The sequence below is a fragment of the Streptomyces sp. NPDC001970 genome, assembly GCF_053594115.1.
In genome coordinates, this window is the sequence record NZ_JBSFDW010000003.1 from 55354 (window position 1) to 79952 (window position 24599).

Genomic DNA, 24599 nt, shown 5'->3' on the forward strand with positions numbered 1-24599 from the left:
CCGGACGTACTGAACTTCTCCGATTCTTCGCCGTGCGGGCGCGAAAGCGTGCCGCACGGCATGCACATACGGGTGAGGGGTTGATCGCTGAAACGCGGTCAACCCCTCACCCGTATGATCGGCCGTCGCTCGCCCTCTGTTCGACGAAATCACCCGTTCGGCGTAATCGGCGGCGCGTGTGCCGACGAAGTGTGCTGGTGGACCGGTGCCGGGCCGCGCGCTCGGCGGCCCGGCCCGGCCCGCTCCGTCATCCCTGACCGCGCTGCCGCGACAGCCTGCGCAGCTGCGCGGCCGCCAGGGCCAGTGCCCGGTCACGAGCGGTGGCCCAGCGGTCCGTGGCAGCGTTCCACCGCGCCGCGAGAGCCCACACGACCCGCACGGACGAGGGCGGCAACAGCAGCGCCCGCAGCCGCGTGCCCCGGCTCGCCTGCGCGGACAGGCCCGCACGGACCCTTCGCGCGTCCTCGGCGAGCCCCGCGCCGGGCCGTGGCTCCGGTGCGTACAGCACCTGTTCCAGTGCCTGGGCCACCCGGTGCACCGAGTCGGCGGGAGCACCCTCCAGCCGCCCGAGCCGCACGATCCGGGCCGCGGCCTTGCGCGGCGTCTGCGACTCGTCCGGCGGGATGCCGTGATCCCAGGCCGAATCGGAGATCTCGTGCCACGCGGCCAGAGTGAGCGCGGACGTCTCGCCCCGCGCGTACCCCTCGGCGTCGGCGGGCGCCCACGCGCCGCCGCCCTCCACGAACTCACCGTCAGGGGCGTCCCCGCCCCGGCGGGCAGCCGCCTTCTCCCGCGCGGCCGCCCGCTTCCCGCGCACATGCGCGTCCGAGCTCAGCCGCTTTGTCCGTACCCGCAGCCTCAACAGCATCGGCAGCAGCGGGACGAGCAGCAGGCCGAGGCCTGTGAGCGTCCACAGCAGGATCGTCCCGAAGGACGGACCCCGGTCCGCGGTCTGGAGCACGTCCTGCGGAGCCTCGGCCCCGCACTCCCCGAGCGCCTGCTCCTGCGGCGGGCAGGTGGAAGAGTGCGACGGGGCGGCCGGTGCCTCGGCCGAAGCGCTCGCGTCGGGCTGCACGGCGCCGGTCGGCGCGCCGGACGGCGCCTGCGCCTGCGTGTAGTCCGGAGCGCTGCCCCGGGTCGGCGTCGGCTCGAACCGGGTCCACCCGGCGCCCTCGAAGTACAGCTCGGGCCACGCGTGCGCGTCACGGTTGCTCACCGACATCGCCCCGCCCGCCACCGGTGAACCGGGGGTGAAGCCCACGGCGACCCGCGCCGGAATCCCCAGCGTCCTGGCCATCGCGGCCATCGAGAACGAGAAGTGGACGCAGAAGCCCTCCTTGGCCTTCAGGAACCGGGAGATGCCCTCCACACCCCCGCCCGACTCCACCTGGGTGCTGTACGTGAAGCCGCCCTTCACGGCGAACCAGTCCTGGAGCTTGACCGCCCGCTCGTAGTCGTTCGCCGCGCCCTTCGTCACCTGGGCCGCCGCGGCCCGGACTTCGGCCGGGAGCGAATCCGGCACCCGCGTGTACTCGTCCAGCAGCGAAGCAGGAGCCTCGGGCGCCTGGGCGAGCTGCTCGCGGGTCGGGTTCACCTGGAGGCTGGTGACCGAGTACTGCACACCGCTCGTCGTCTGGCGGCCGTCGCCGATCACCGTCCGCCGGGCCGGGTCGAAGCGCCACCTGCCCTCGATGTCCAGCTTCGTCGCCGGGTACGGCATCGGCAGCCAGCCCTGCCGGTACGAGCCGGCGGCCGAGATGTTCGTCCTGACCACGGTCGTGCCGATCCCGTCGCCCAGACCGTCGGGCCGGGGGAGCTCATCCGGGATGCCCGTGACCGGGCGCACCGAGAACTTCCAGGAACCGCCGTCGAACTGGTCCAGCGCCATGATCCGCAGATACATGTCGCTCGTGTCGTCCGCGTTGGTCTTGTACTTCAGCCACTCACGCGCCTCGGGCTGATTGAGCGTGTCCTGCAGTGTCACGACGGGGTTCACCGCGTCGATCGTGCCGCCGCCACCCGCGCCCCCGCCCGGCCCGTTGCCCGGGCCGCCGAGCAGCCCGCCGTCCAGTGCCGGCAGCGCCGCGGGAACGGCCAGGGCGATGCCCAGGGCGAGCACACCGATGCGCCTGCCGGTGCGCGCCGGGGCCTGAGCGGAGCTGCCGCCCGCCTCGAACCCGCCCGCGCCCCGGCCCGTCGTACGCGGCGCCCCGCCGAACACGCGGCCCCACTGCGACAGCCGGTCCCGGCCCTCCGCCAGCAGAAGCACCAGGTAGCCCGTCGCCGCCAGCAGGAACCAGAGCCAGCTCGCACCGCCGCCGGAGAGCCCCGCTGCCACCGAGTACAGCGCAAGCAGCGGCAGGCCCGCCGGGGCCGCGCTTCGGTATGTCACCGCGAGCGCGTCCACCGCCAGACCGATCAGCAGCACCCCGCCGACCAGCATCAGCCGGATGCCGTCCGTGGCCGGTGCCGGTATCGCGTACCGGCCGACGTCCTCGCCGCCCGAGGACAGCAGCTCACCGAAGCGCACGAACGCGTCCGGCCCCGGCAGCAGGCCGATCAGGGCCTCCTCCCGGGCGAAGAGGAGCGTCAGCATCAGCAGCGCGACGAGGGCCTGCACGGCCACCGTCAGCGGCCTGGCCAGCGGCACCCGCCGGGCCAGCGCGCCGACCCCGCTCTGCACCGCCACCAGGAATCCGGCCTGCATGATCCAGGTCACCGGATCGACCAGCGGCAGCAGTGAGCCCGCCGCCATCAGCGTGGCGGCGAAGGCGCACAGAGCCAGCCTTCCGCGTCCGCTCATGACCATCCCCCGGAAAGACCGTCCGTACCGCCCGCGGCAGTGGAGTGGCTGCGCTCCCGGGAGGCCTGCCGCCACAGCTCCGGCAGGGAAGCCCCGGGCGCCACGGCCACCGCCGTCCAGCCGGCCTCGCGCAGCCCTCGCAGCCGCTCGTCGACCGCGCCCGCCACCGCGCCGCTCGTCACCCACTGGCCGCTGTCCAGGACGAAGGCCACGGCGGCGCCGCTGCGCTGACGCATCCGGGCCGCCACCGCAGCCTGCTCCTCGTCGAGATCACCGACGAAGGCGATCAGCAGCCCCTCGTTCCCGCCGCGCAGCACGTCGTAGGCGCGGGACAGACCCGCACCGTCCGAGTGGTCCACGACCGCGAGGGTGTCCATCATCAGCCCCGCGGAGTCCGCGGAATCCTGCGTCGACCCGGCGAAGCCCTCCGCGCCCGCTGAGGGGACCGAACTCCCGTTGTCCGTCAGCAGTCGCACGGCGAAGCCCCGCTCCAGCATGTGCACCAGCACCGAGGCAGCCGCCGACACCGCCCACTCGAAGGCCGAGTCGGGACCCGCGCCCTGGTAGGCGAGGCGGCGGGTGTCCAGCAGCACGGTGCACCTGGCCCGCTGGGGCTGCTCCTCGCGGCGCACCATCAGCTCGCCGTAGCGCGCGGTGGAGCGCCAGTGGACCCGGCGCAGATCGTCGCCGTGCCGGTACTCACGCGGAATGACGTCGTCCTCGCCGGCCAGCGCCAGCGAGCGCTGCCGCCCGTCGCCGTACCCGGTGGCCTCGCCCGCCAGCCGCACCGGCGGCAGCGGCACGGTCCGCGGAACGACCGTGAGCGTGTCGTACGCGCTGAAGGAGCGGGTCAGCTCGCACATCCCGAACGGGTCGCTCAGGCGCAGCTGCAGCGGGCCGAGCGGATAGCGCCCGCGCAGATCCGATCGGACCCGGTAGGACACCTCACGCCGGCCGCCGGGCTCCACCCGGTCGAGCACGAACCTGGGCCGCGGCCCCAGCACGTACGGCACATGGTCCTGGAGCATCAACAGGCCGGTGTGCATCCGCGACACGTTGTCCATCCGCAGATGCACGCGGGCCTCGGAGCCGGCGGGCGCCCGGGACGGGGACAGCCGCCTGCTGCCCGCGACCCGGTAGCGCGTGCGATAGAGCACGGCCACGCAGAGGAGCGGCAGCGCGGCGAGCAGCAGCCCGACCCGGAGCAGATCGCCCTGCCCCAGCACATATGCGCACACCGCCGCGGCCATGCCGGCCGCCAGAAAGGAGCGGCCCCGTGTGGTCAGCCCGCCGAGAGCCGTCCGGAGTCCGCCTGTGTCCTCGTTGCCGGCGGCAGGGCTCCCGGCCGCCATCACAGCCGCCGGATGCCGGGCCGCTGCTGGCCGTAGACCGGGCCGCCGGACGGGTGCCGGGCGCCGCCGCCGTACCCGGCGTCGTTGCCCGAGGTGGGCACGGGAATGCGCTGGAGGATCTCCAGCACGACCTGCTCGGCCGTGCGGCGGTTCAGCTGGGCCTGTGCGGTCGGCAGCAGCCGGTGCGCCAGCACGGGCACGGCGAGCGACTGCACATCGTCCGGCAGGGCGTAGTCCCGGCCGGAGAGCGCCGCCGAGGCCTTCGCGGCGCGCACCAGGTGCAGTGTGGCGCGCGGCGACGCGCCCAGTCTGAGGTCCGTGTGGTTACGGGTCGCGGCGACCAGCTCCACCGCGTACCGCCGCACGGAGTCGGCGACATGAACGGTGCGCACCGCGTCGACCAGCTTCACGATGTCGTGGGCGTGCGCCACGGGCTGAAGATCGTCGAGCGGCGAGACCCCGCCGTGCACGTCGAGCATCTGCAACTCGGCCTCGGGAGTCGGATACCCCATCGACACCCGGGCCATGAAGCGGTCCCGTTGCGCCTCGGGCAGCGGATACGTGCCCTCCATCTCCACGGGGTTCTGCGTGGCCACGACCATGAAGGGGCTCGGCAGCTCGTAGGTCTGCCCGTCGATCGTGACCTGGCGCTCCTCCATCGACTCCAGCAGTGCGGACTGGGTTTTCGGCGACGCGCGGTTGATCTCGTCGCCGATCACTATCTGCGCGAAGATCGCGCCCGGCTTGAACTCGAAGTCCCGCCGCTGCTGGTCGTAGATCGACACGCCCGTGATGTCCGACGGCAGCAGGTCCGGCGTGAACTGGATACGCCGCACCGAACAGTCGATGGACCGCGCCAGCGCCTTGGCCAGCATCGTCTTGCCCACGCCCGGCACATCCTCGATGAGCAGATGTCCCTCGGCGAGCAGCACGGTCAGCGAAAGCCGTACGACCTCAGGCTTGCCCTCGATCACACCCTCGACCGACCTGCGGACACGCTCCGCTGTGGCGGTCAGATCTGTGAGGCTCGCTCGATCGTCATAGGTCGTCACCCGGCCCTCCTCGGCCCGTTCCATGGGCCGATGCGCTGCTTACGGCACGGCCCACCCCAAAACACGGACACCCCCTCCGGTCGGTTCCGCAGAGGTGCCACACGCGCATTCTTGTTGCCGTTACCGCTTCGTGTCACTCGCCTGTGGACAACTGGGCTCGATATGTCAGCGGTTGGTCATTTTCGCCGCTCACGCAGCGGGGTCGATCTCCCGCAGCAGACCGCTCGTGACGTCGAAGACGAAGCCACGGACGTCGTCGGTGTGCGGCAGGAACGGCGAGGTGCGCACCCGCTGCATGGACTGCCGCACGTCCTGGTCGACATCGCGGAAGGCCTCCACGGCCCAGGCCGGCCGCTGCCCCACCTCGTCCTCCAGTTCGTGGCGGAAGTCCTCGGTCAGACTCTCCAGACCACAGCCGGTGTGGTGGATGAGTATCACGCTACGGGTCCCGAGCGCGCGCTGGCTGATCGTGAGCGAGCGGATCACATCGTCCGTCACCACGCCGCCTGCATTGCGGATGGTGTGGCAGTCGCCCAGCTCCAGGCCGAGCGCAGCGTGCAGGTCGAGCCGGGCGTCCATGCACGCCACCACGGCGACCCGCAGCACGGGCCGCGCGTCCATACCGGGGTCGGAGAACCCGGCGGCGTAGCGCGCGTTCGCCTCGACGAGCCGGTCGGTGACCGTGCCGCTCGCGAGGCCGGCGTCTGCGGGGAGGTGTGCGGAGGTCGACATGTCTATGACGGTAATGGCCACAGCGCTCGCGGTCTCGCTGTGAGAGCGGACAAAGAACGTCAATGAGGCTTGTTGTGAGGTAACCCACAGGCGTGAGCGGATCGGGTCCATATGGGTGAGATGTCCTGATGGTGACCGCGGAGTCCGACGGCCCGTGCGACGCGCCAGCCGGTTGATTGACCGGCCCGGTCAGTGGACTAGAGTGACGCGGAGTTCACGGACACATCCTGCACATTTCCATGATTTTCCCGCGTGTGCGGCAGCGGCATACGTACGCCCCGGCCCCCGCGCGCGTCGGACCTGAGAGGGCGCATTGAGCCAGCGACACGTCCCGGTGATGCTCCAGCGGTGCCTGGATCTGCTGGCACCCGCCCTGGAGCGGCCCGGGGCCGTCGTCGTCGACTGCACCCTCGGCCTCGGCGGGCACAGCGAGGCCCTGCTCACCCGGTTCCCCGGGGTACGCCTCGTCGCGCTCGACCGCGACAAGGAGGCGCTGCGGCTCTCCGGCGAGCGGCTCGCCCGTTTCGGGGACCGCGCCACCCTCGAGCACGCCGTCTACGACGAGCTGCCGGACGTCCTCGAGCGCCTCGGCATCGCCGGCGTCCAGGGCATCCTCTTCGACCTCGGCGTCTCGTCCATGCAGCTCGACGAGGCCGACCGCGGCTTCGCCTACGCCCAGGACGCCCCGCTCGACATGCGCATGGACCAGACGACGGGAATCAGCGCGGCGGAGGTCCTGAACACCTACCCCGCCGGTGAGCTGGTGCGGGTCCTGCGCGCGTACGGCGAGGAGAAGCAGGCCAAGCGGATCGTGTCGGCGATCGTCCGGGAGCGCGAGAAGGAGCCCTTCACCAACAGCGCCCGGCTCGTCGAGCTGATCCGCGACGCCCTGCCGCAGGCCGCCAAGCGCACCGGTGGCAATCCCGCGAAGCGCACCTTCCAGGCCCTGCGCATCGAGGTCAACGGCGAGCTGACGGTCCTGGAACGGGCCGTCCCGGCCGCGGTCAAGGCCCTCGCCGTCGGCGGCCGGATCGCGGTCCTCTCGTACCACTCGCTCGAGGACCGCCTGGTCAAGCAGGTCTTCGCGGCGGGCGCCGCCAGCACGGCGCCGCCCGGGCTGCCCGTCGTGCCCGAGCGCTACCAGCCGCGGCTGAAGCTGCTCACCCGCGGCGCCGAGCTCCCCACGGAGGAGGAGGTCGCGGAGAACCGCCGTGCGGCGCCCGCACGCCTGCGCGGCGCCCAGCGGATCCGCGAGGACGAGCAGTGACGGGGGCCGAGCAGTGACGGCCGCATCGGCGCCGGCTTCGTCGCGAACCGCCGCGTCAAGGACGGGCGTATCCAGGACGGGCGCATCGAGGCCGGCGGTCGTGGCGGCACCGGCAGCCGGGTGAGGGAGGGCATGTGGTGAGGACGGCCGCAGGACAGCTCAAGGGACGCACCGCGCGGCTCGCGCGGCTGATGCCGTCCGGGCCCAGCACCGCCGCCCGCACCCCGTTCGTCCTGCTCGTCGTCCTCCTGCTGGGCGGCGGCCTGATCACCCTGCTGCTGCTCAACTCGTCCCTCAACGAGGGCTCCTTCAAGCTGAGCGAGCTGAAGAAGAGGACCACCGAGCTCACCGACCAGGAGCAGGAGCTCCAGCGGGACGTGGACAGCCACTTCGCCCCCGACGCGCTGGAGCAGCGGGCCCGCGAGCTCGGCATGGTGCCCGGCGGCAACCCCGCGTTCCTGGGTCCGGACGGCACGGTCCGGGGAGTGCCCGGAAAGAGCACCGCAGCCCCGTACACCCCGCCACCCGCCACCCCCGACCCGGCCGGGACGGCGGGCAACGCCGGTCCTGCGGCGCCCACGCCATCCGCCACGCCCACCACTCCCACGCCATCCACCACCACGCCATCCAGCACGTCCGTGACGCCGAAGCAGCCCTCCACGACCTCCGGCAGGTGACGCAGTGCCCTCCCAGGAACCTCCGCGCCGCCGGGTGCCCGGTCCCGCGCGCCCCGCAGGCTTCGCGAGCCGCCCCCGCCCCGCGCCGCGCCGGCCCCCCGCCGCGGGACCCCACCGGATCCGCCTCGGCAACCCCCGCCCGCGGCTGCGGCTCGTCAGTCTCGCCCTCGGCCTCATCATGCTGGCCTTCGTCGTCCGCCTCCTCCAGGTGCAGGCCGTCGACGCGAGCACGTACGCCGCCATGGCCGAGAAGAACCGCTACATGAGCCACAAGCTGGCCGCGGAGCGGGGCGAGATCACCGACCGGTCCGGTATCGCCCTCGCGACCAGCGTCGACGCGTACGACATCACGGCCGACCCGAAGATGTTCACGCCCGAGGAGAGCAAGACACCGGACGCGCCCGAGCAGGCCGCTGCGCTCCTCGCGCCGATCCTCGGCAAGGACGCGTCGGAGCTGGCGAACAGGCTGAAGACCCCCAAGTCCCGCTACACCGTCCTGGCCCGTCGACAGACCCCGCAGGTCTGGAACCAGATCAAGGACCTCAAGAGCGTCTTCGCCGAGAAGGCGAGGGCCGACAAGGCCACGGGCGGCCCCGGAGCCAACGTCCTCGCCGGCGTCTTCCAGGAGACCAGCAGCAAGCGCGTCTACCCCAACGGAGACCTCGCCGCCGGGATACTGGGCTTCGTCAACGCCGACGGCCGCGGCGCCGGCGGGCTCGAGTCCATGCTCGACAAGGACCTCGCGGGCAAGGACGGCCAGATCACCTACGCCCAGTCCGGCGGCCACCGCGTCCCCACCGCCGGGGCCCGTGAGCAGCCCGCCGTCCCCGGCTCCGACGTCGAGCTGACCATCGACCGCGACATCCAGTGGGCCGCTCAGCGGGCGATCGCCGACCAGGTCGCGAAGTCCCGCGCCGACCGCGGCTATGTCATCGTCCAGAACGCCAGGACCGGTGAGGTCCTCGCCATGGCCAACGCCCCCGGCTTCGACCCCAACGACATCTCCCAGGCCAACTCCGCTGCCATGGGCAATGCCGCCCTCCAGGACGTGTACGAACCGGGCTCCACCAGCAAGGTCATGTCCATGGCCGCAGTCCTGGAGGAGGGGGCCGCCGTCCCCGGCACCCATGTCACCGTCCCCAACCGGCTGCACCGCGGTGACCGGCTCTTCAAGGACGACATCGACCACCCCACCTGGTACCTGACGCTCAACGGCGTCCTCGCCAAGTCGAGCAACATCGGCACGATCCTGGCGACCGGGCAGCTCGGCAGGACCCAGACGGAGGCCAACAAGGTCCTCCACGCGTATCTGCGGAAGTTCGGCCTCGGCAGCCCGACCGGGCTCGGCTACCCCGGCGAGTCGCCCGGCATTCTCGCCGCCCCCGCGGACTGGTCCACCTCGCAGCAGTACACGATTCCGTTCGGCCAGGGCCTGTCCCTCAACGCCATGCAGGCCGCATCGGTCTACTCGACCATCGCCAACGGGGGCGTACGCATCGAGCCCACGCTGGTCCGCGGCACCAAGGGCCCCGACGGCCGCTTCACCCAGGCCCCCGAGCCCGAGAGGACCCGCGTGGTCAGCGAGAAGACCGCCAGGACCCTCGCCACGATGCTGGAGTCCGTCGTCGGCGACGTGGAGGGCACCGGAACCAAGGCCCAGATCCCCGGCTACCGCGTCGCCGGCAAGACCGGTACGGCCAACAGGGTCGACCCGGAACTGGGCCGCTACAAGGGCTACACCGCCTCCTTCGCGGGCTTCGCGCCCGCCGACGACCCGCAGATCACGGTCTACTGCGCCATCCAGAACCCGACCAAGGGCAGCTACTTCGGCGGCCAGATCTGCGGACCCATCTACAAGAAGGTCATGGAGTTCGCGCTCAAGACCCAGCAGGTCGCCCCGACCGGCAAGGCACCCGCACGCCTGCCGGTCACGTTCGTACCGGGCCAGTGACCCGGGGAGGTACCACCAGTGACAACGATCACGCCCGACCCCCGGAACCGTCCCGACGACCCCGGCCCGGGGACCCCCTCGCCCACCCTCCCCCGGGCTTCGGCGCGGGGGACCCCACCACCACCGCCCTCAGCCGACTGCGCTGGGCGCAGGCCCACCTCGTTTGGTACCCCTCCCCGTGCGCCCGGTACGCTCACCGCCGTGCCCCACGCTGATCAGTACCGAACCGCCCCGCCCCGTCCGGCCGAGCTCCGCCCGATCCCCCTCGCAGAGCTGGCCGACCGACTGGGTGTCGATTCCCCGGGCTCCGGCGCGGTCACCGGCATCACCCACGACTCGCGGGCGGTGCGCCCCGGGGACGTGTACGCCGCGCTGCCCGGCGCCCGTCTCCACGGCGCCGACTACGTCGCCCAGGCCAAGGAGCTCGGCGCGGCCGCGATCCTCACCGACCCGACGGGCGCCGAGCGCGCCGCCGCGACCGGCCTGCCGGTCCTGGTCACCGACAACCCGCGCGGACGGATGGGCGAGCTCGCCGCCGCCATCTACGGGCTGCCCGGCGAAGGCCTGCTGCAGATCGGCATCACCGGCACCTCCGGCAAGACCACCACGGCGTATCTCGTCGAGGGCGGGCTGCGCGGCGCCGGCCACCGCACCGGCCTGATCGGCACCGTCGAGATGCGCATCGACGAGGAGCGCATCAAGTCGGAGCGCACGACCCCCGAAGCCACCGATCTGCAGGCGCTGTTCGCGGTGATGCGCGAGCGCGGCGTCGACTCGGTCGCCATGGAGGTCTCCAGCCACGCCCTCGTGCTCGGCCGGGTCGACGGCTGTGTCTTCGACGTCGCCGTCTTCAACAACCTCAGCCCGGAGCACATGGAGTTCCACTCCGGCATGGAGGACTACTTCGGGGCCAAGGCCCAGCTGTTCACCCCGGCCCGCGCGCGGCTCGGCGTCGTCAACCTCGACGACGAGTACGGACGGCGGCTCGTCACGGAGTCGGCGATTCCCGTCGTCACGTTCTCCGCCGAAGGCCACCCGGACGCCGACTGGCGCGCCGAGGGCGTCGAACTCGGCGCCGTGGGCTCGGTCTTCACCGTCGTCGGCCCCGAGGGCGAGCGGATCAGGGCCAGGGCGCCGCTGCCCGGCCCGTTCAACGTCGCCAACACCCTCGCCGCGATCGTCACCCTCGCCGTCGCCGGCATCGACCCGGGGACCGCTGCCGAAGGCGTCGCCGCGGTGCCCGGTGTGCCCGGCCGGCTGGAGCGCGTCGACGCGGGCCAGCCGTATCTCGCGGTCGTCGACTACGCGCACAAGACGGACGCCGTCGAATCGGTGCTGCGCTCCCTGCGCAAGGTCACCAAGGGCAAGTTGCACATCGTGCTGGGCTGTGGCGGCGACCGCGACCGGACGAAGCGCGGGCCCATGGGCGCCGCCGCCGCCCGCCTCGCCGACACCGCCGTCCTGACCTCCGACAACCCCCGCTCCGAGGATCCCCTCGCGATCCTCGCCGCGATGCTCGCGGGCGCCGCCGAGGTGCCCGCGCACGAGCGCGGCGAGGTCCAGGTCTTCGAGGACCGGGCCGCCGCCATCGCCGCTGCCGTGGCCCGCGCCGAGCCGGGCGACACCGTGCTGGTCGCCGGCAAGGGCCACGAACAGGGCCAGGACATCGCCGGGGTGGTCCGTCCCTTCGACGACCGCCAGGTGCTCCGCGAAGCGATCGAACTCCGTTACACGAACAGTCAGGGATGAAGCAGTGATCGCCCTCTCCCTCGCCGAGATCGCCGAAATCGTCGGCGGGCAGTCGTACGACATACCGGATCCGGCCGTCCGGGTCACCGGACCCGTCGTCATCGACTCCCGCCAGGTCGAGGCAGGCAGTCTCTTCGCCGCCTTCACCGGTGAGAACGTCGACGGCCACGACTACGCGGAACGCGCGGTCGCGGCGGGCGCGGCAGCCGTCCTGGCTGCCCGGCCGGTCGGCGTCCCCGCCATCGTCGTCGACGACGTCCAGACCGCGCTGGGCGCGCTCGCGCGGGCCGTCGTCGAGGAGCTCGGCACCGAGGTCGTCGCCCTCACCGGCTCCGCGGGCAAGACCTCCACCAAGGACCTCATCGCCCAGCTTCTCCAGCGCCACGCGCCCACGGTCTGGACGCCCGGCTCCCTCAACAACGAGATCGGCCTGCCGCTCACCGCGCTCCGCGCGACCGAGGAAACCCGCCATCTCGTCCTGGAGATGGGCGCCCGCGGTATCGGCCACATCACGTACCTCACCGGCCTCACCCCGCCGCGCATCGGCCTCGTACTGAACGTCGGCACCGCCCACATCGGCGAGTTCGGCGGCCGCGAGCAGATCGCCCAGGCCAAGGGCGAACTCGTCGAGGCGCTTCCGGAGGACGGTGTGGCCGTCCTCAACGCCGACGATCCGCTCGTCCGCGCGATGGCCTCCCGCACGAAGGCACGCGTCGTCCTCTTCGGAGAGGCGGGCGAAGCGGACGTACGCGCAGAGAACGTCCGCCTCATGCCGAGCGGACAGCCCGCATTCCTGCTTCGCACACCCTCCGGGTGCAGTGACGTGACCTTGCGGCTGTACGGTGAGCACCACGTGTCGAACGCGCTCGCCGCGGCCGCCGTCGCCCATGAGCTGGGCATGTCCGTCGACGAGATCGCCCTCGCGCTCTCGGAGGCCGGCACCCTCTCCCGCTGGCGTATGGAGGTCACCGAGCGTCCGGACGGCGTGACGGTCGTCAACGACGCCTACAACGCGAACCCCGAGTCCATGCGAGCCGCACTGCGTGCGCTCGTGGCCATGGGCACGGCCGCTCAGGCCGGCGGGGGGCGCACGTGGGCGGTGCTCGGTCCGATGGCCGAGCTCGGGGACGAGTCGCTCGCCGAGCACGACGCGGTCGGACGGCTCGCCGTCCGGCTCAACGTCAGCAAGCTCGTGGCAGTCGGGGGCAGGGAAGCGTCCTGGTTGCAACTGGGCGCATATAACGAGGGTTCGTGGGGTGAGGAGTCGGTGCACGTGTCCGACGCGCAGGCGGCGATCGACCTGTTGCGCAGAGAGCTGCGCCCGGGAGACGTGGTGCTGGTGAAGGCGTCCAGGTCGGTCGGTCTCGAGCGGATCGCCCTGGCGCTGCTCGAGAACACCACCGAGGGTGAGGTCACCGGTCGATGAGGCAGATCCTCTTCGCGGGGGCCATCGGGCTCTTCCTGACCCTCATCGGCACCCCGCTGCTGATCAAGCTGCTGGCCCGCAAGGGATACGGGCAGTTCATCCGCGACGACGGCCCGCGCAGCCACGGCAGCAAGAAGGGCACGCCCACCATGGGCGGCATCGCCTTCATCCTGGCCACGCTGATCGCGTACGCCCTCACCAAGGTGATCACCGGTGAGGACCCGACGTTCTCGGGTGTGCTGGTGCTCTTCCTGATGGCGGGCATGGGCCTGGTCGGCTTCCTCGACGACTACATCAAGATCGTCAAGCAGCGGTCGCTGGGCCTGCGGGCCAAGGCGAAGATGGCCGGACAGCTGATCGTCGGTATCGCCTTCGCGGTGCTGGCGCTGCAGTTCGCCGACATCCGCGGTCAGACCCCGGCCTCCACGAAGCTTTCGTTCGTGACCGACTTCGGCTGGTCCATCGGTCCGGTGCTGTTCGTGATCTGGGCGCTGTTCATGATCCTCGCCATGTCGAACGGCGTGAACCTCACCGACGGTCTGGACGGCCTGGCCACCGGTGCGTCCGTGATGGTCTTCGGCGCGTACACCTTCATCGGGCTCTGGCAGTTCCAGGAGTCCTGCGCCAACGCGATGACGCTGACCAACCCCAACGCCTGCTTCGAGGTGCGCGACCCGCTCGACCTCGCGGTCGTCGCCTCCGCACTGATGGGTGCCTGCTTCGGCTTCCTGTGGTGGAACACCTCGCCGGCCAAGATCTTCATGGGTGACACCGGCTCGCTCGCCCTCGGCGGCGCGCTCGCCGGCCTCGCGATCTGCTCCCGTACGGAGCTGCTGCTCGCGCTGCTCGGCGGTCTGTTCGTGCTGATCACCATGTCCGTGGTGATCCAGGTCGGCTCCTTCAGGCTCACCGGCAAGCGCGTCTTCCGCATGGCCCCGCTGCAGCACCACTTCGAGCTCAAGGGGTGGTCCGAGGTCCTGGTCGTCGTCCGTTTCTGGATCATTCAGGGCATGTGCGTCATCGTGGGACTGGGCATCTTCTACGCGGGCTGGGCGGCCGACAAGTGACTGAGCTGGACTGGCAGGGCAAGCGCGTCACCGTCGCCGGGCTGGGCGTGAGCGGCATCCCCGCCGCGCGCGTCCTGCACGGCCTCGGCGCGGTCGTCACGGTCGTCAACGACGGCGACGACGAGCGTGCGCAGGCGCAGGCGGCGGAGCTGGAGGCGGAGGGCATCACCGTCCGCCTCGGCGACGGTGCCACCCTGCCGGAGGGCACCGAGCTGGTCGTCACGGCGCCCGGCTGGAAGCCCGACAAGCCGCTCTTCGCGGCGGCTGCCGCGGGCGGGGTCGAGGTCTGGGGGGACGTCGAACTGGCGTGGCGGCTGCGGGGGCCCGACGCGGCCCCGTGGCTCGCGGTCACCGGCACCAACGGCAAGACCACGACGGTCCGGATGCTCGCCGCGATCCTGGAGGCGGCCGGACTGAAGTCCGCGGCCGTCGGCAACATCGGCGTATCGCTGCTCGATGCCGTCCTCGGCGACGAGAAGTACGACGTCCTCGCCGTCGAGCTCTCCAGCTACCAGCTGCACTGGGCGCCTTCGCTGCGCGCCCACTCCGCGGCCGTGCTCAACCTGGCGCCCGACCACCTCGACTGGCACGGCTCCATGGAGGCGTACGCGGCCGACAAGGGCCGTATCTACGAAGGCAATACGGTCGCCTGCGTCTACAACGTGGCCGACCCCGCGACCGAGGATCTCGTGCGCGAGGCGGACGTCGTGGAGGGCTGCCGGGCGATCGGCTTCACGCTGGGGACACCCGGGCCCTCGCAGCTCGGTGTCGTGGACGGGATCCTGGTGGACCGCGCCTTCGTGGAGAACCGCCAGAAGCAGGCCCAGGAGCTGGCCGAGATCTCCGACGTCAACCCGCCGGCCCCGCACAACATCGCGAACGCGCTCGCGGCGGCGGCGCTCGCGCGCGCCTTCGGCGTCGAGCCGGCCGCCGTACGGGACGGACTGCGGGCCTTCCGCCCGGACGCGCACCGTATCGAGTTCGTCGACGAGGTCGACGGCGTCGCGTACGTGGACGACTCCAAGGCCACCAACACCCATGCCACGGAAGCGTCCTTGGCGGCGTACGACCCGATCGTCTGGATCGCGGGCGGGCTGGCGAAGGGGGCGACCTTCGACGAGCTCGTCGAGAAGTCGGCGAAGCGGCTGCGCGGCGTGGTCCTCATCGGCGCGGACCGGGCGCTGATCCGCGAAGCCCTCGCGCGACACGCGCCCGAGGTCCCGGTGGTCGACCTCGACCGGACCGACACTGGGGCGATGTCGGCGGCGGTCCGCGAAGCGGCGGGGCTCGCGCGGCCGGGGGACACGGTGCTGCTGGCCCCCGCCTGCGCCTCGATGGACATGTTCGCCAACTACAACAAGCGAGGCGAGGCCTTCGCGGACGCGGTCCGCGCCCTCGCCACCGAGCGCGCCTGACCGGCCCGGTCCCCGCCGCCGCGCCCCGGCGCCGCCGCCCCAGACTGGAGGGGACACCGCCCATGCCGCCCGACCCCACCCTCGAGCCTCCGTCCTCCTCCGCGCGCGCCCGAGGCGGGCCCTTTCCCCTCCCCGCCTCTTCCCGAACCGGGGGCAGGCCCTCAGGCCAGCCGGAGGCGAGCGGTGCCGACCGGTCGTCCCGGGTGTCCGTCCTCGATCACCGCAAGGGCTCCTTCGGAGCCCTTGCGGTGATCCCCGTCCGCGTGCTTGCCGAGCGCGCCGCCGCTCTCGGGCGGGCACTCGTACCCGAGCCTGCCCCCGCCGGTGTGCCCGGCCTCGCGTTGCGGAGCGGGACCGCCGGGCCGGTGCGCCGGCCGTCCGGCGGCGCTCGTGGAAGCGCCGGCGAGCCCGGACCACCCCGCGGCGGGGCGGTCCGGCGCGCGTACGAGCAGGCGCGCCGGGCCTGGGACCGCCCGCTCACCGCGTACTACGTGATCCTCGGTGCCGGCCTGCTGATCACCGCACTCGGCCTGGTCATGGTCTACTCCGCGTCGATGATCACGGCGCTGAAGTACTCCCTGCCCTCCTCGTACTTCTTCCGCAAGCAGTTCCTGGCCGCCGTCATCGGCACCGGGCTGCTCTTCCTCGCCTCCCGGATGCCCGTCAAGCTCCATCGCGCGCTCGCCTATCCCCTCCTGGTCGGCAGCGCCTTTCTGATGGTGCTGGTGCAGATTCCCGGGATAGGGCAGGCGGTCAACGGCAACCAGAACTGGATCTCGCTGGGCGGCCCCTTCCAGCTCCAGCCCAGCGAGTTCGGCAAGCTCGCCCTGATCCTCTGGGGCGCCGATCTGCTCGCGCGCAAGCAGGACAAACGGCTGCTCACCCAGTGGAAGCACCTGCTCGTCCCGCTGGTGCCGGTCGCCTTCATGCTGCTCGGGCTGATCATGCTCGGCGGTGACATGGGCACGGCCATCATTCTGACCGCGATCCTTTTCGGCCTGCTCTGGCTGGCCGGCGCCCCCACCAGGCTGTTCGGCGGGGTGCTGGCGGTCGCGGGCCTGATCGGCGCCGTACTGATCAAGACCAATCCGAACCGTATGGCCCGGTTCCAGTGCGTCGGCGCCACGGACCCGGGTCCCGGCGACAGCTGCTGGCAGGCCGTGCACGGGATCTACGCGCTCGCATCCGGCGGATGGTTCGGTTCCGGGATCGGTGCAAGTGTGGAAAAATGGGGTCAACTACCCGAAGCTCACACCGACTTCATCTTCGCGATCACCGGGGAGGAACTGGGGCTGGCGGGGACGCTGTCGGTGCTCACTCTCTTCGCGGCTCTAGGCTATGCGGGTATCCGCGTGGCCGGACGCACGGAGGACCCCTTCGTGAGGTACGCCGCGGGAGGTGTGACCACCTGGATCACGGCCCAGGCCGTGATCAACGTCGGTGCGGTGCTCGGTCTGCTGCCGATCGCCGGTGTCCCCCTCCCGCTGTTCTCCTACGGGGGCTCCGCCCTGCTGCCGACCATGTTCGCCGTGGGGCTGCTGATCGCCTTCGCGCGAGAGGATCCCGCGGCGAAGGCGGCCCTGGCCGTGCGGAGGCCCGGGGTGAGATGGAAGACGATGAGACGGCGCGTCAAGGAACGTCCGTCCGGAGAGCGGTGAATTTCGGTGCATGTCGTACTCGCCGGCGGGGGGACCGCCGGCCACATCGAGCCCGCGCTCGCCCTCGCGGACGCCCTGCGCAGGCAGGATCCGGCCGTGGGCATCACGGCCCTTGGCACAGAGCGCGGACTGGAGACCAGGCTCGTCCCCGAGCGGGGCTACGAGCTCGCGCTCATTCCCGCCGTACCGTTGCCACGCAAGCCGACCCCCGAGCTGATCACCGTCCCGGGCCGGCTGCGCGGCACGATCAAGGCCGCCGAGCAGATCCTGGAGCGCACCAAAGCGGACTGCGTCGTCGGTTTCGGCGGCTATGTCGCGCTGCCCGGCTATCTCGCCGCCAAGCGCCTCGGTGTGCCGATCGTCGTCCACGAGGCCAACGCCCGCCCCGGGCTGGCCAACAAGATCGGCTCGCGCTACGCGGCCGGCGTCGCGGTCTCGACCCCCGACAGCAAGCTGCGCGACGCCCGCTACATCGGCATCCCGCTGCGCCGCTCCATCGCCACGCTCGACCGGGCCCGGGTCAGGCCCGAGGCGCGCGCCGCCTTCGGCCTCGACCCCAACCTGCCGACGCTGCTGGTCTCGGGCGGCTCGCAGGGCGCCCGCCGTCTCAACGAGGTGATCCAGCAGGTCGCTCCGCTGCTGCAGCGCTCCGGTATCCAGATCCTGCACGCCGTCGGCCCGAAGAACGAAGTGCCGCGCGTCGACAACATGCCCGGAATGCCGCCCTACATCCCGGTACCGTACCTGGACCGGATGGATCTCGCGTACGCGGCGGCCGACATGATGCTCTGCCGCGCGGGCGCCATGACCGTCGCCGAACTCTCCGCCGTCGGGCTCCCCGCCGCGTACGTACCGCTGCCGATCGGCAACGGTGAACAGCGGCTCAACGCCCAGCCGGTGGTCAAGTCGGGTGGCGGACTGCTGGTCGACGACGCCGAGCTGACCCCCGAGTGGATCCAGGGGAACGTGCTCCCGGTGCTCGCCGACCCGCACCGGCTGTACGAGATGTCCCGTGCCGCCTCCGAGTTCGGGCGCCGGGACGCAGACGATCTGCTTGTCGGAATGGTCTACGAGGCGATTTCCGCACGGGCGCGCCGATAGGCACAGCGAAGGGCAGGGTGCGGAGCATGGCCGGACCGACGACCGCCGAGCGCGGTACGCGAAACCCGAGGGGCTCGTCGTCGGCCGGCCGTTCCGGCCGGGTCCGCAGAGGACCCGTCTTCCGGCGTCCCCGACTGCCGGGGCGTCGGGCGCTGCTGATCGGTTCCGCCCTTGTCGTGGTCGTCGCGGCCGGAATCTGGCTGCTGTACGGCTCCTCGTGGCTGCGCGTCGAGCGGGTCCGTACCTCCGGTACACAGGTTCTGACACACCGTGAGGTGGAGGAGGCGGCGGCCGTACCGATCGGATCGCCGCTTATTTCGGTCGATATGGAGAGTATTGAGGCGCGACTGCGCGACAAACTGCCCCGTATCGACTCCGTCGAAGCCGTGCGTTCATGGCCGCACGGAATCGCGCTGAAGGTGACCGAGCGAAAGCCGGTACTGCTCATCGGAAAAGGCGCGAAGTTCATCGAAGTGGACACGAAAGGCGTCCGTTTTGCCACGGTGGACAAAGCGCCCAAAGGTGTACCACTCCTGGAATTGACGACAGATCAGTCGCCGGGTCTGCGCCGCTTCGATGAGCAGCGCCTGGTGACCGAGGTGGTACGGGTCACCGCCGAACTCCCCGCGCAGGCCACCAAGGACCTCCGCTCCGTCGAGGTCCGCTCGTACGACTCCATCACCCTGGAGCTGACGCGCGGCCGCACCGTCGTATGGGGCAGCAGCGAGAACGGCGAGGCGAAGGCGAGGGCGCTCGCCGCGCTGATGAAAGTCGCACCCGGTGCCGGGCATTTCGATGTGAGTGCCCCCACCGCTCCTGCCGTGTCAGGGAGTTGACGCACATATGCGCAGGCCAGCACCCTGGTTGGTCAGCGCAACGGCTGATCACATAGGGTGAAAAGAAAAACGGGAGGTTCGGCGTGTTCGTTGAACGTGCGCCGCTTGTCGACTTAGTGTCTCGTTCAGGAGAGTCCAAGAAGCAGAGACATTGGTAACCCTAAACTTCAACGTTAGGGTTCGGGTCGGCGTTTCGGACCGTCCCATCGGCATCCGTCGTCGCGGCGCGACCACCGCGCAGCGACGGCACGTAACTCGAGGCGAGAGGCCTTCGACGTGGCAGCACCGCAGAACTACCTCGCAGTCATCAAGGTCATCGGTGTCGGCGGCGGTGGTGTCAATGCCATCAACCGAATGATCGAGGTCGGTCTCAAGGGCGTCGAGTTCATCGCGATCAACACGGATGCGCAAGCCCTGTTGATGAGCGACGCCGACGTCAAGCTCGACGTCGGCCGCGAACTCACCCGCGGCCTCGGGGCCGGAGCCAACCCGGCAGTCGGTCGCAAGGCGGCAGAGGACCACCGAGAGGAGATCGAGGAGGTCCTCAAGGGGGCCGACATGGTCTTCGTCACCGCCGGCGAAGGTGGCGGCACCGGCACCGGCGGCGCGCCCGTCGTGGCCAACATCGCACGGTCGCTCGGCGCCCTGACCATCGGCGTGGTCACCCGCCCCTTCACCTTCGAGGGCCGCCGTCGCGCCAACCAGGCGGAGGACGGCATCGCCGAGCTCCGCGAAGAGGTCGACACCCTCATCGTCATCCCGAACGACCGGCTGCTGTCCATCTCGGACCGCCAGGTCAGCGTGCTGGACGCGTTCAAGTCCGCGGACCAGGTGCTGCTCTCGGGTGTCCAGGGCATCACCGATCTCATCACCACCCCGGGTCTGATCAACCTCGACTTCGCCGACGTCAAGTCGGTCATGTCCGAGGCCGGTTCGGCCCTCATGGGCATCGGCTCGGCCCGCGGCGACGACCGCGCCGTGGCCGCCGCAGAGATGGCCATCTCGTCGCCGCTGCTGGAGGCGTCCATCGACGGCGCCCGCGGCGTGCTGCTCTCCATCTCCGGCGGCTCGGACCTCGGTCTCTTCGAGATCAACGAGGCCGCCCAGCTGGTCAGCGAGGCCGCACACCCCGAGGCCAACATCATCTTCGGCGCCGTCATCGACGACGCTCTGGGCGACGAGGTCCGGGTCACGGTCATCGCGGCCGGCTTCGACGGGGGCCAGCCCCCGACCCGCCGTGAGAACGTGATCGGCTCCGCCTCCGCCAAGCGCGAGGAGCCCGCGCCCCCGGCCCGCCCGGAGCCGCGCTCCATCGGCGGCCTCGGCACGGTGGCGCCGCGCGACGAGCCCGCGGTCCCCGCCGAGGCGTCCTCGGCGGGGAACGACAGCTCGCTGTCGGGGAGCGGGTCACCGCACGTCCCGCCGGCCCGGCCGTACGACACCCAGGCCGAAGAGCTGGACGTCCCGGACTTCCTGAAGTGATCTTGAAGTGATACGCGAGCACGACAGCGTGGGCGGCGCGCACTTCGCCTTCACCGACAGGTGGGGCGGGGTGAGCGCCGCTCCGTACGAGGAGCTCAATCTCGGCGGCGCGGTCGGCGACGACCCCGCCGCCGTCCGCGCGAACCGTGAGCTCGCCGCCAAGTCCCTGGGACTCGACCCCGGTCTCGTCGTCTGGATGAACCAGGTGCACGGGCGGGACGTCGCCGTCGTCGACGGACCGTGGGGAGACGCTCCGGTCCCGGCGGTGGACGCGGTGGTGACCGCCCGGCGCGGACTGCCGCTCGCTGTCCTGACGGCCGACTGCACCCCGGTGCTGCTGGCCGACCCGGTCGCGGGGGTGGCGGGCGCGGCCCACGCGGGCCGGCCCGGAATGGTCGCCGGTGTCGTACCGGCCGCCGTCGAGGCCATGATCGCACTGGGCGCCGACCCGGCGCGGATCATTGCCCGCACCGGGCCCGCCGTCTGCGGTCACTGCTACGAGGTCCCGGCGGCGATGCGGGCCGATGTCGCGGCGGTGGAGCCCGCCGCCAGGGCCGAGACGAGCTGGGGCACCCCGGCGGTCGACGTCACCGCCGGCGTCCACGCCCAGCTAGAGGCGCTCGGTGTGCGGGACCGGAAGGCGTCGCCGGTCTGCACACTGGAGTCGGGGGACCACTACTCGTACCGCCGCGACCGCACGACGGGACGCCTCGCCGGATACGTCTGGCTGGGCGCCGGAAGAGAAGAACGATGACCGACCGCAAGACCGAACTCGCCGCGAACCTGGCGCGCGTGGAGGAACGTATCTCCGCAGCCTGTGCCGCTGCCGGGCGCAAGCGCGAGGAAGTGACCCTCATCGTGGTCACGAAGACGTACCCGGCGAGCGATGTGCGCCTGCTGCACGAACTCGGGGTGCGGAATGTCGCGGAGAACAAGGACCAGGAGGCGGCCCCCAAGGCCGCGGCCTGTTCCGATCTGGATCTCACCTGGCACTTCGTCGGTCAGCTGCAGACGAACAAAGTCCGTTCTGTTGCGAGTTATGCCGATGTCGTGCAATCGGTGGACCGACTCAAGCTCGTTCGCGCACTGTCCGCGGCGGCGGTGCGCGCCGAGCGTGAGTTGGGGTGCCTGATCCAGGTCGCGCTCGACGCCGAGTCGGGGCGGCAGGGCGACAGAGGTGGCGTAGCGCCCGACGGAATCGAGGAGTTGGCCGCCGCGGTCGACGGCGCGCCGGGGCTCCGGCTTGACGGACTGATGACCGTAGCGCCACTCGCAGGGTCGTACGCGGGGCGCCAACAGGCTGCCTTCGAGCGGCTGATGGAATTCTCATCAAGCCTGCGCGCGGACCTTCCTGCTGCGAACATGGTGTCAGCAGGGATGAGTGCGGACCTCGAGGAGGCCGTGGCGGCCGGAGCGACACACGTGCGCGTCGGGACGGCGGTACTCGGAGTCCGTCCCCGGCTCGGGTAACGTCGCGAAGCAAGTCGGACCACAGCAGAAAATATGGTCATTTCCGTCGAAAGACGGGCGGACCGAGTGGATCGCGGGCACTTGGTGACGTAGCCGAACGAAGCCGATCCACCACAGAGCGGAGGACTCAGAGAATGGCCGGCGCGATGCGCAAGATGGCGGTCTACCTCGGCCTCGTGGAGGACGATGGGTACGACGGCCGGGGATTCGATCCCGACGACGACTTCGAACCCGAGATGGAGCCGGAGCCCGAGCGGGACCGGCGTCGGCACCAGCCCCCGCATCAGGTGGACAGGGTGGAGCACCGGGAACACCGGGTGGAACACCGGGTGGAACGGGAGGAGCCGGTGCGCGTGGTATCGCCGCCCGCGCCTCGCGAGCCGGTGTCGCATGCCGCCGCGCTTCCGGTGGAATCCGGGCGTCCGGCGCGCATCGCTCCCGTGGCATCCATCACACCCGAACGTCCGAGCCTGGAGAAGAACGCGCCGGTGATCATGCCCAAGGTTGTGTCCGAACGTGAGCCCTACCGCATCACTACGCTGCACCCACGGACCTATAACGAGGCCCGTACCATCGGGGAACACTTCCGTGAGGGCACCCCGGTGATCATGAACCTGACCGAGATGGACGACACCGATGCGAAGCGACTTGTCGACTTTGCCGCGGGACTCGTCTTCGGTCTGCATGGCAGCATTGAGCGGGTGACGCAGAAGGTGTTCCTGTTGTCGCCTGCTAACGTCGATGTCACGGCGGAGGACAAGGCCCGCATCGCAGAGGGCGGGTTCTTCAACCAGAGCTAGAGAACGACACCGGAGAACGACCCGGCCGCGAGGCCGGAACACGAGAGCCAGGGGAGAGGGAAGCGCGGGAATGGGCGTCGCATTGTTGGTGGTCTACATCGCGCTCGTGTGCTTCCTCGTCGTGCTGATTTTCCGGCTGGTCATGGACTACGTCTTCCAGTTCGCCCGCTCGTGGCAACCCGGCAAGGCGATGGTGGTCGTCCTGGAGGCCACCTACACTGTCACCGATCCACCGCTCAAGCTTCTGCGGCGGTTCATCCCGCCGCTGCGTCTCGGGGGCGTGGCACTCGACCTGTCCTTCTTCGTTCTGATGATCATCGTCTACATCCTGATCTCCGTCGTGCGCAGCGTGGGGAGCGGGATGTGAACGATACGGTCTTGCCGACTGCCGACGACTACGTAGAGGTGAAGAAGAGATGCCGCTGACCCCCGAGGACGTGCGGAACAAGCAGTTCACGACCGTCCGCCTCCGAGAAGGCTATGACGAGGACGAGGTCGATGCCTTCCTCGACGAGGTCGAGGCCGAGCTGACGCGACTGCTCCGCGAGAACGAGGACCTGCGCGCCAAGCTGGCCGCGGCGACCCGTGCGGCCGCGCAGAACCAGCAGCAGCAGGGCATGCGCAAACCGCCGGAGCCGCAGGACGGCCGCGGTCCGGGTGCTCCTGTGCCCGCCGCCATATCCGGACCGCCGGTCCAGCAGCAGCCCCCGCAGATGGGTCCGCCCCAGCTGCCCGGTGGTGCTCCGCAGCTGCCCGCCGGCCCCGGTGGTCACGGCCCTGGTGGTCACGGTGGTCACGGTCCGCAGGGTCACCCCCAGGGTGGTCCGATGGGCCCCGGCCCGATGCAGGGCGGTCCCATGGGTGGCCCGATGCAGGGCGGTCCCATGGGTGGCCCGATGGGCGGCCCCATGGGCGGTCACGGCCCGCAGATGCCCCAGCAGGGCCCCGGCGGCGACAGCGCCGCGCGTGTGCTCTCGCTGGCCCAGCAGACTGCCGACCAGGCGATCGCGGAGGCCCGTTCCGAGGCCAACAAGATCGTCGGCGAGGCGCGCTCGCGCGCCGAGGGCCTGGAGCGCGACGCCCGCGCCAAGGCGGATGCGCTGGAGCGGGACGCGCAGGAGAAGCACCGCGTCGCGATGGGCTCGCTGGAGTCGGCCCGCGCCACGCTGGAGCGCAAGGTCGAGGACCTGCGGGGCTTCGAGCGCGAGTACCGGACGAGGCTGAAGTCGTACCTGGAGAGCCAGCTGCGTCAGCTGGATTCCCAGGCCGACGACTCCCTGGCCCCGCCGCGGACCCCCGCGACGGCGTCGCTGCCGCCGTCCCCGGCGCCTTCCATGGCTCCGGCCGGCGCGAGCGCCCCGTCCTACGGCGGCCAGCAGACGATGGGCGGTCACGGGCCTTCGCCCGCGGGTCCTTCGTACGGTGGCCAGCAGCAGATGTCCCCGGCGATGACCCAGCCGATGGCACCGGTGCGGCCGCAGGGTCCGGCTCCGATGCAGCAGGCGCCGTCGCCGATGCGGGGCTTCCTCATCGACGAGGACGACAACTGACGGCGGGCTGCCGCGCGATGCGCGCGTAGCCGTCGGCAGGCACTCAGGGCCGGGCCCGGGACACATGTCCCGGGCCCGGCCCTTTTGCCTGCGCGACGGCGTCGCCTGCGGCGGGCGCTACGCCCGGTGGGGCCTGGGTGTCCGCACTCAAGCTCCCGCGGAGCTTCGCGTGGGTGGTGTCCCCAGGGGGCGTGGTGGGTGCCGGTATCGG

At 71.2% G+C, this 24599-nt stretch carries 20 protein-coding genes; 16 read left to right on the plus strand and 4 right to left on the minus strand.

All coding sequences use genetic code 11. The features are described 5' to 3' along the window. Nucleotides 1–247: 247 nt before the first annotated feature. The 4 genes from ACWCP0_RS04835 to ACWCP0_RS04850 all read right to left on the minus strand — a co-directional run bounded on the left by ACWCP0_RS04835 (nucleotide 248) and on the right by ACWCP0_RS04850 (nucleotide 5939). Nucleotides 248–2803 (minus strand): transglutaminase TgpA family protein, encoded by a 2556-nt coding sequence (locus ACWCP0_RS04835; RefSeq protein WP_451077442.1) that lies wholly within the window; start codon nucleotides 2801–2803, stop codon nucleotides 248–250. Beyond that, entirely contained in the window at nucleotides 2800–4155 is a 1356-nt protein-coding gene (locus ACWCP0_RS04840; RefSeq protein ID WP_451077443.1) for a DUF58 domain-containing protein, read from the minus strand. The genes ACWCP0_RS04835 and ACWCP0_RS04840 overlap by 4 nt, the downstream gene beginning before the upstream one ends. Next, nucleotides 4155–5207 carry an AAA family ATPase gene (locus tag ACWCP0_RS04845; protein ID WP_451077444.1) on the minus strand — a complete coding sequence of 351 codons (1053 nt, stop codon included), beginning with the start codon at nucleotides 5205–5207 and terminating at the stop codon, nucleotides 4155–4157. Before ACWCP0_RS04845 ends, ACWCP0_RS04840 begins: the two co-directional genes overlap by 1 nt. 189 nt (nucleotides 5208–5396) lie before the next feature. After that, the gene (locus tag ACWCP0_RS04850) at nucleotides 5397–5939 is read right to left on the minus strand and encodes a beta-class carbonic anhydrase (protein WP_451077445.1); all 543 of its coding nucleotides are present in this window, start codon (nucleotides 5937–5939) and stop codon (nucleotides 5397–5399) included. A 313-nt stretch (nucleotides 5940–6252) separates the two neighbouring features. Here ACWCP0_RS04850 and rsmH point away from each other — a divergent pair, with 313 nt between their 5' ends. The 16 genes from rsmH (at nucleotide 6253) to ACWCP0_RS04930 (ending at nucleotide 24388) form a co-directional block, all read left to right on the plus strand. Continuing rightward, the gene (gene rsmH / locus ACWCP0_RS04855; RefSeq protein ID WP_451077446.1) at nucleotides 6253–7206 is read left to right on the plus strand and encodes a 16S rRNA (cytosine(1402)-N(4))-methyltransferase RsmH; all 954 of its coding nucleotides are present in this window, start codon (nucleotides 6253–6255) and stop codon (nucleotides 7204–7206) included. A 137-nt stretch (nucleotides 7207–7343) separates the two neighbouring features. After that, a complete protein-coding gene (locus tag ACWCP0_RS04860) occupies nucleotides 7344–7883 on the plus strand; it encodes an FtsB family cell division protein (RefSeq protein ID WP_451077447.1) in 540 nt (179 codons plus the stop codon). 4 nt (nucleotides 7884–7887) lie between these two features. Next, complete coding sequence (locus ACWCP0_RS04865; RefSeq protein ID WP_451077448.1) at nucleotides 7888–9834, plus strand: peptidoglycan D,D-transpeptidase FtsI family protein; 1947 nt, start codon at nucleotides 7888–7890, stop codon at nucleotides 9832–9834. A 201-nt stretch (nucleotides 9835–10035) separates the two neighbouring features. Then, entirely contained in the window at nucleotides 10036–11583 is a 1548-nt protein-coding gene (locus ACWCP0_RS04870; protein ID WP_451077449.1) for a UDP-N-acetylmuramoyl-L-alanyl-D-glutamate--2,6-diaminopimelate ligase, read from the plus strand. A 4-nt stretch (nucleotides 11584–11587) separates the two neighbouring features. Next, the gene (locus ACWCP0_RS04875; RefSeq protein WP_451077450.1) at nucleotides 11588–13009 is read left to right on the plus strand and encodes a UDP-N-acetylmuramoyl-tripeptide--D-alanyl-D-alanine ligase; all 1422 of its coding nucleotides are present in this window, start codon (nucleotides 11588–11590) and stop codon (nucleotides 13007–13009) included. Beyond that, nucleotides 13006–14076: a phospho-N-acetylmuramoyl-pentapeptide-transferase gene (gene mraY / locus ACWCP0_RS04880; RefSeq protein ID WP_385411725.1), complete on the plus strand. Its 1071-nt coding sequence runs from the start codon at nucleotides 13006–13008 to the stop codon at nucleotides 14074–14076. Before ACWCP0_RS04875 ends, mraY begins: the two co-directional genes overlap by 4 nt. Beyond that, nucleotides 14073–15491, plus strand: coding sequence for a UDP-N-acetylmuramoyl-L-alanine--D-glutamate ligase (murD, locus tag ACWCP0_RS04885; RefSeq protein ID WP_451077451.1), 1419 nt, complete (start codon nucleotides 14073–14075; stop codon nucleotides 15489–15491). Before mraY ends, murD begins: the two co-directional genes overlap by 4 nt. Before the next feature lie 62 nt (nucleotides 15492–15553). Continuing rightward, the gene (gene ftsW / locus ACWCP0_RS04890; RefSeq protein ID WP_451077452.1) at nucleotides 15554–17149 is read left to right on the plus strand and encodes a putative lipid II flippase FtsW; all 1596 of its coding nucleotides are present in this window, start codon (nucleotides 15554–15556) and stop codon (nucleotides 17147–17149) included. Between the two features lie 6 nt (nucleotides 17150–17155). Continuing rightward, nucleotides 17156–18250 (plus strand): undecaprenyldiphospho-muramoylpentapeptide beta-N-acetylglucosaminyltransferase, encoded by a 1095-nt coding sequence (murG, locus tag ACWCP0_RS04895; RefSeq protein WP_451077453.1) that lies wholly within the window; start codon nucleotides 17156–17158, stop codon nucleotides 18248–18250. A 26-nt stretch (nucleotides 18251–18276) separates the two neighbouring features. Then, entirely contained in the window at nucleotides 18277–19086 is an 810-nt protein-coding gene (locus ACWCP0_RS04900) for a cell division protein FtsQ/DivIB (protein WP_451077454.1), read from the plus strand. A 276-nt stretch (nucleotides 19087–19362) separates the two neighbouring features. Then, entirely contained in the window at nucleotides 19363–20568 is a 1206-nt protein-coding gene (ftsZ, locus tag ACWCP0_RS04905) for a cell division protein FtsZ (protein ID WP_451077455.1), read from the plus strand. Between the two features lie 28 nt (nucleotides 20569–20596). Beyond that, complete coding sequence (gene pgeF, locus ACWCP0_RS04910) at nucleotides 20597–21322, plus strand: peptidoglycan editing factor PgeF (protein WP_451077740.1); 726 nt, start codon at nucleotides 20597–20599, stop codon at nucleotides 21320–21322. Beyond that, a complete protein-coding gene (locus ACWCP0_RS04915; RefSeq protein ID WP_451077456.1) occupies nucleotides 21319–22038 on the plus strand; it encodes a YggS family pyridoxal phosphate-dependent enzyme in 720 nt (239 codons plus the stop codon). The genes pgeF and ACWCP0_RS04915 overlap by 4 nt, the downstream gene beginning before the upstream one ends. A gap of 134 nt (nucleotides 22039–22172) precedes the next feature. Continuing rightward, nucleotides 22173–22838 carry a cell division protein SepF gene (locus ACWCP0_RS04920; protein ID WP_351228402.1) on the plus strand — a complete coding sequence of 222 codons (666 nt, stop codon included), beginning with the start codon at nucleotides 22173–22175 and terminating at the stop codon, nucleotides 22836–22838. A gap of 70 nt (nucleotides 22839–22908) precedes the next feature. Continuing rightward, on the plus strand, nucleotides 22909–23205 hold the full coding sequence (locus ACWCP0_RS04925) for a YggT family protein (RefSeq protein WP_351228404.1): 297 nt from the start codon (nucleotides 22909–22911) through the stop codon (nucleotides 23203–23205). A 49-nt stretch (nucleotides 23206–23254) separates the two neighbouring features. Further along, nucleotides 23255–24388 carry a DivIVA domain-containing protein gene (locus ACWCP0_RS04930; protein ID WP_451077457.1) on the plus strand — a complete coding sequence of 378 codons (1134 nt, stop codon included), beginning with the start codon at nucleotides 23255–23257 and terminating at the stop codon, nucleotides 24386–24388. The last annotated feature ends 211 nt before the right edge of the window (nucleotides 24389–24599 follow it).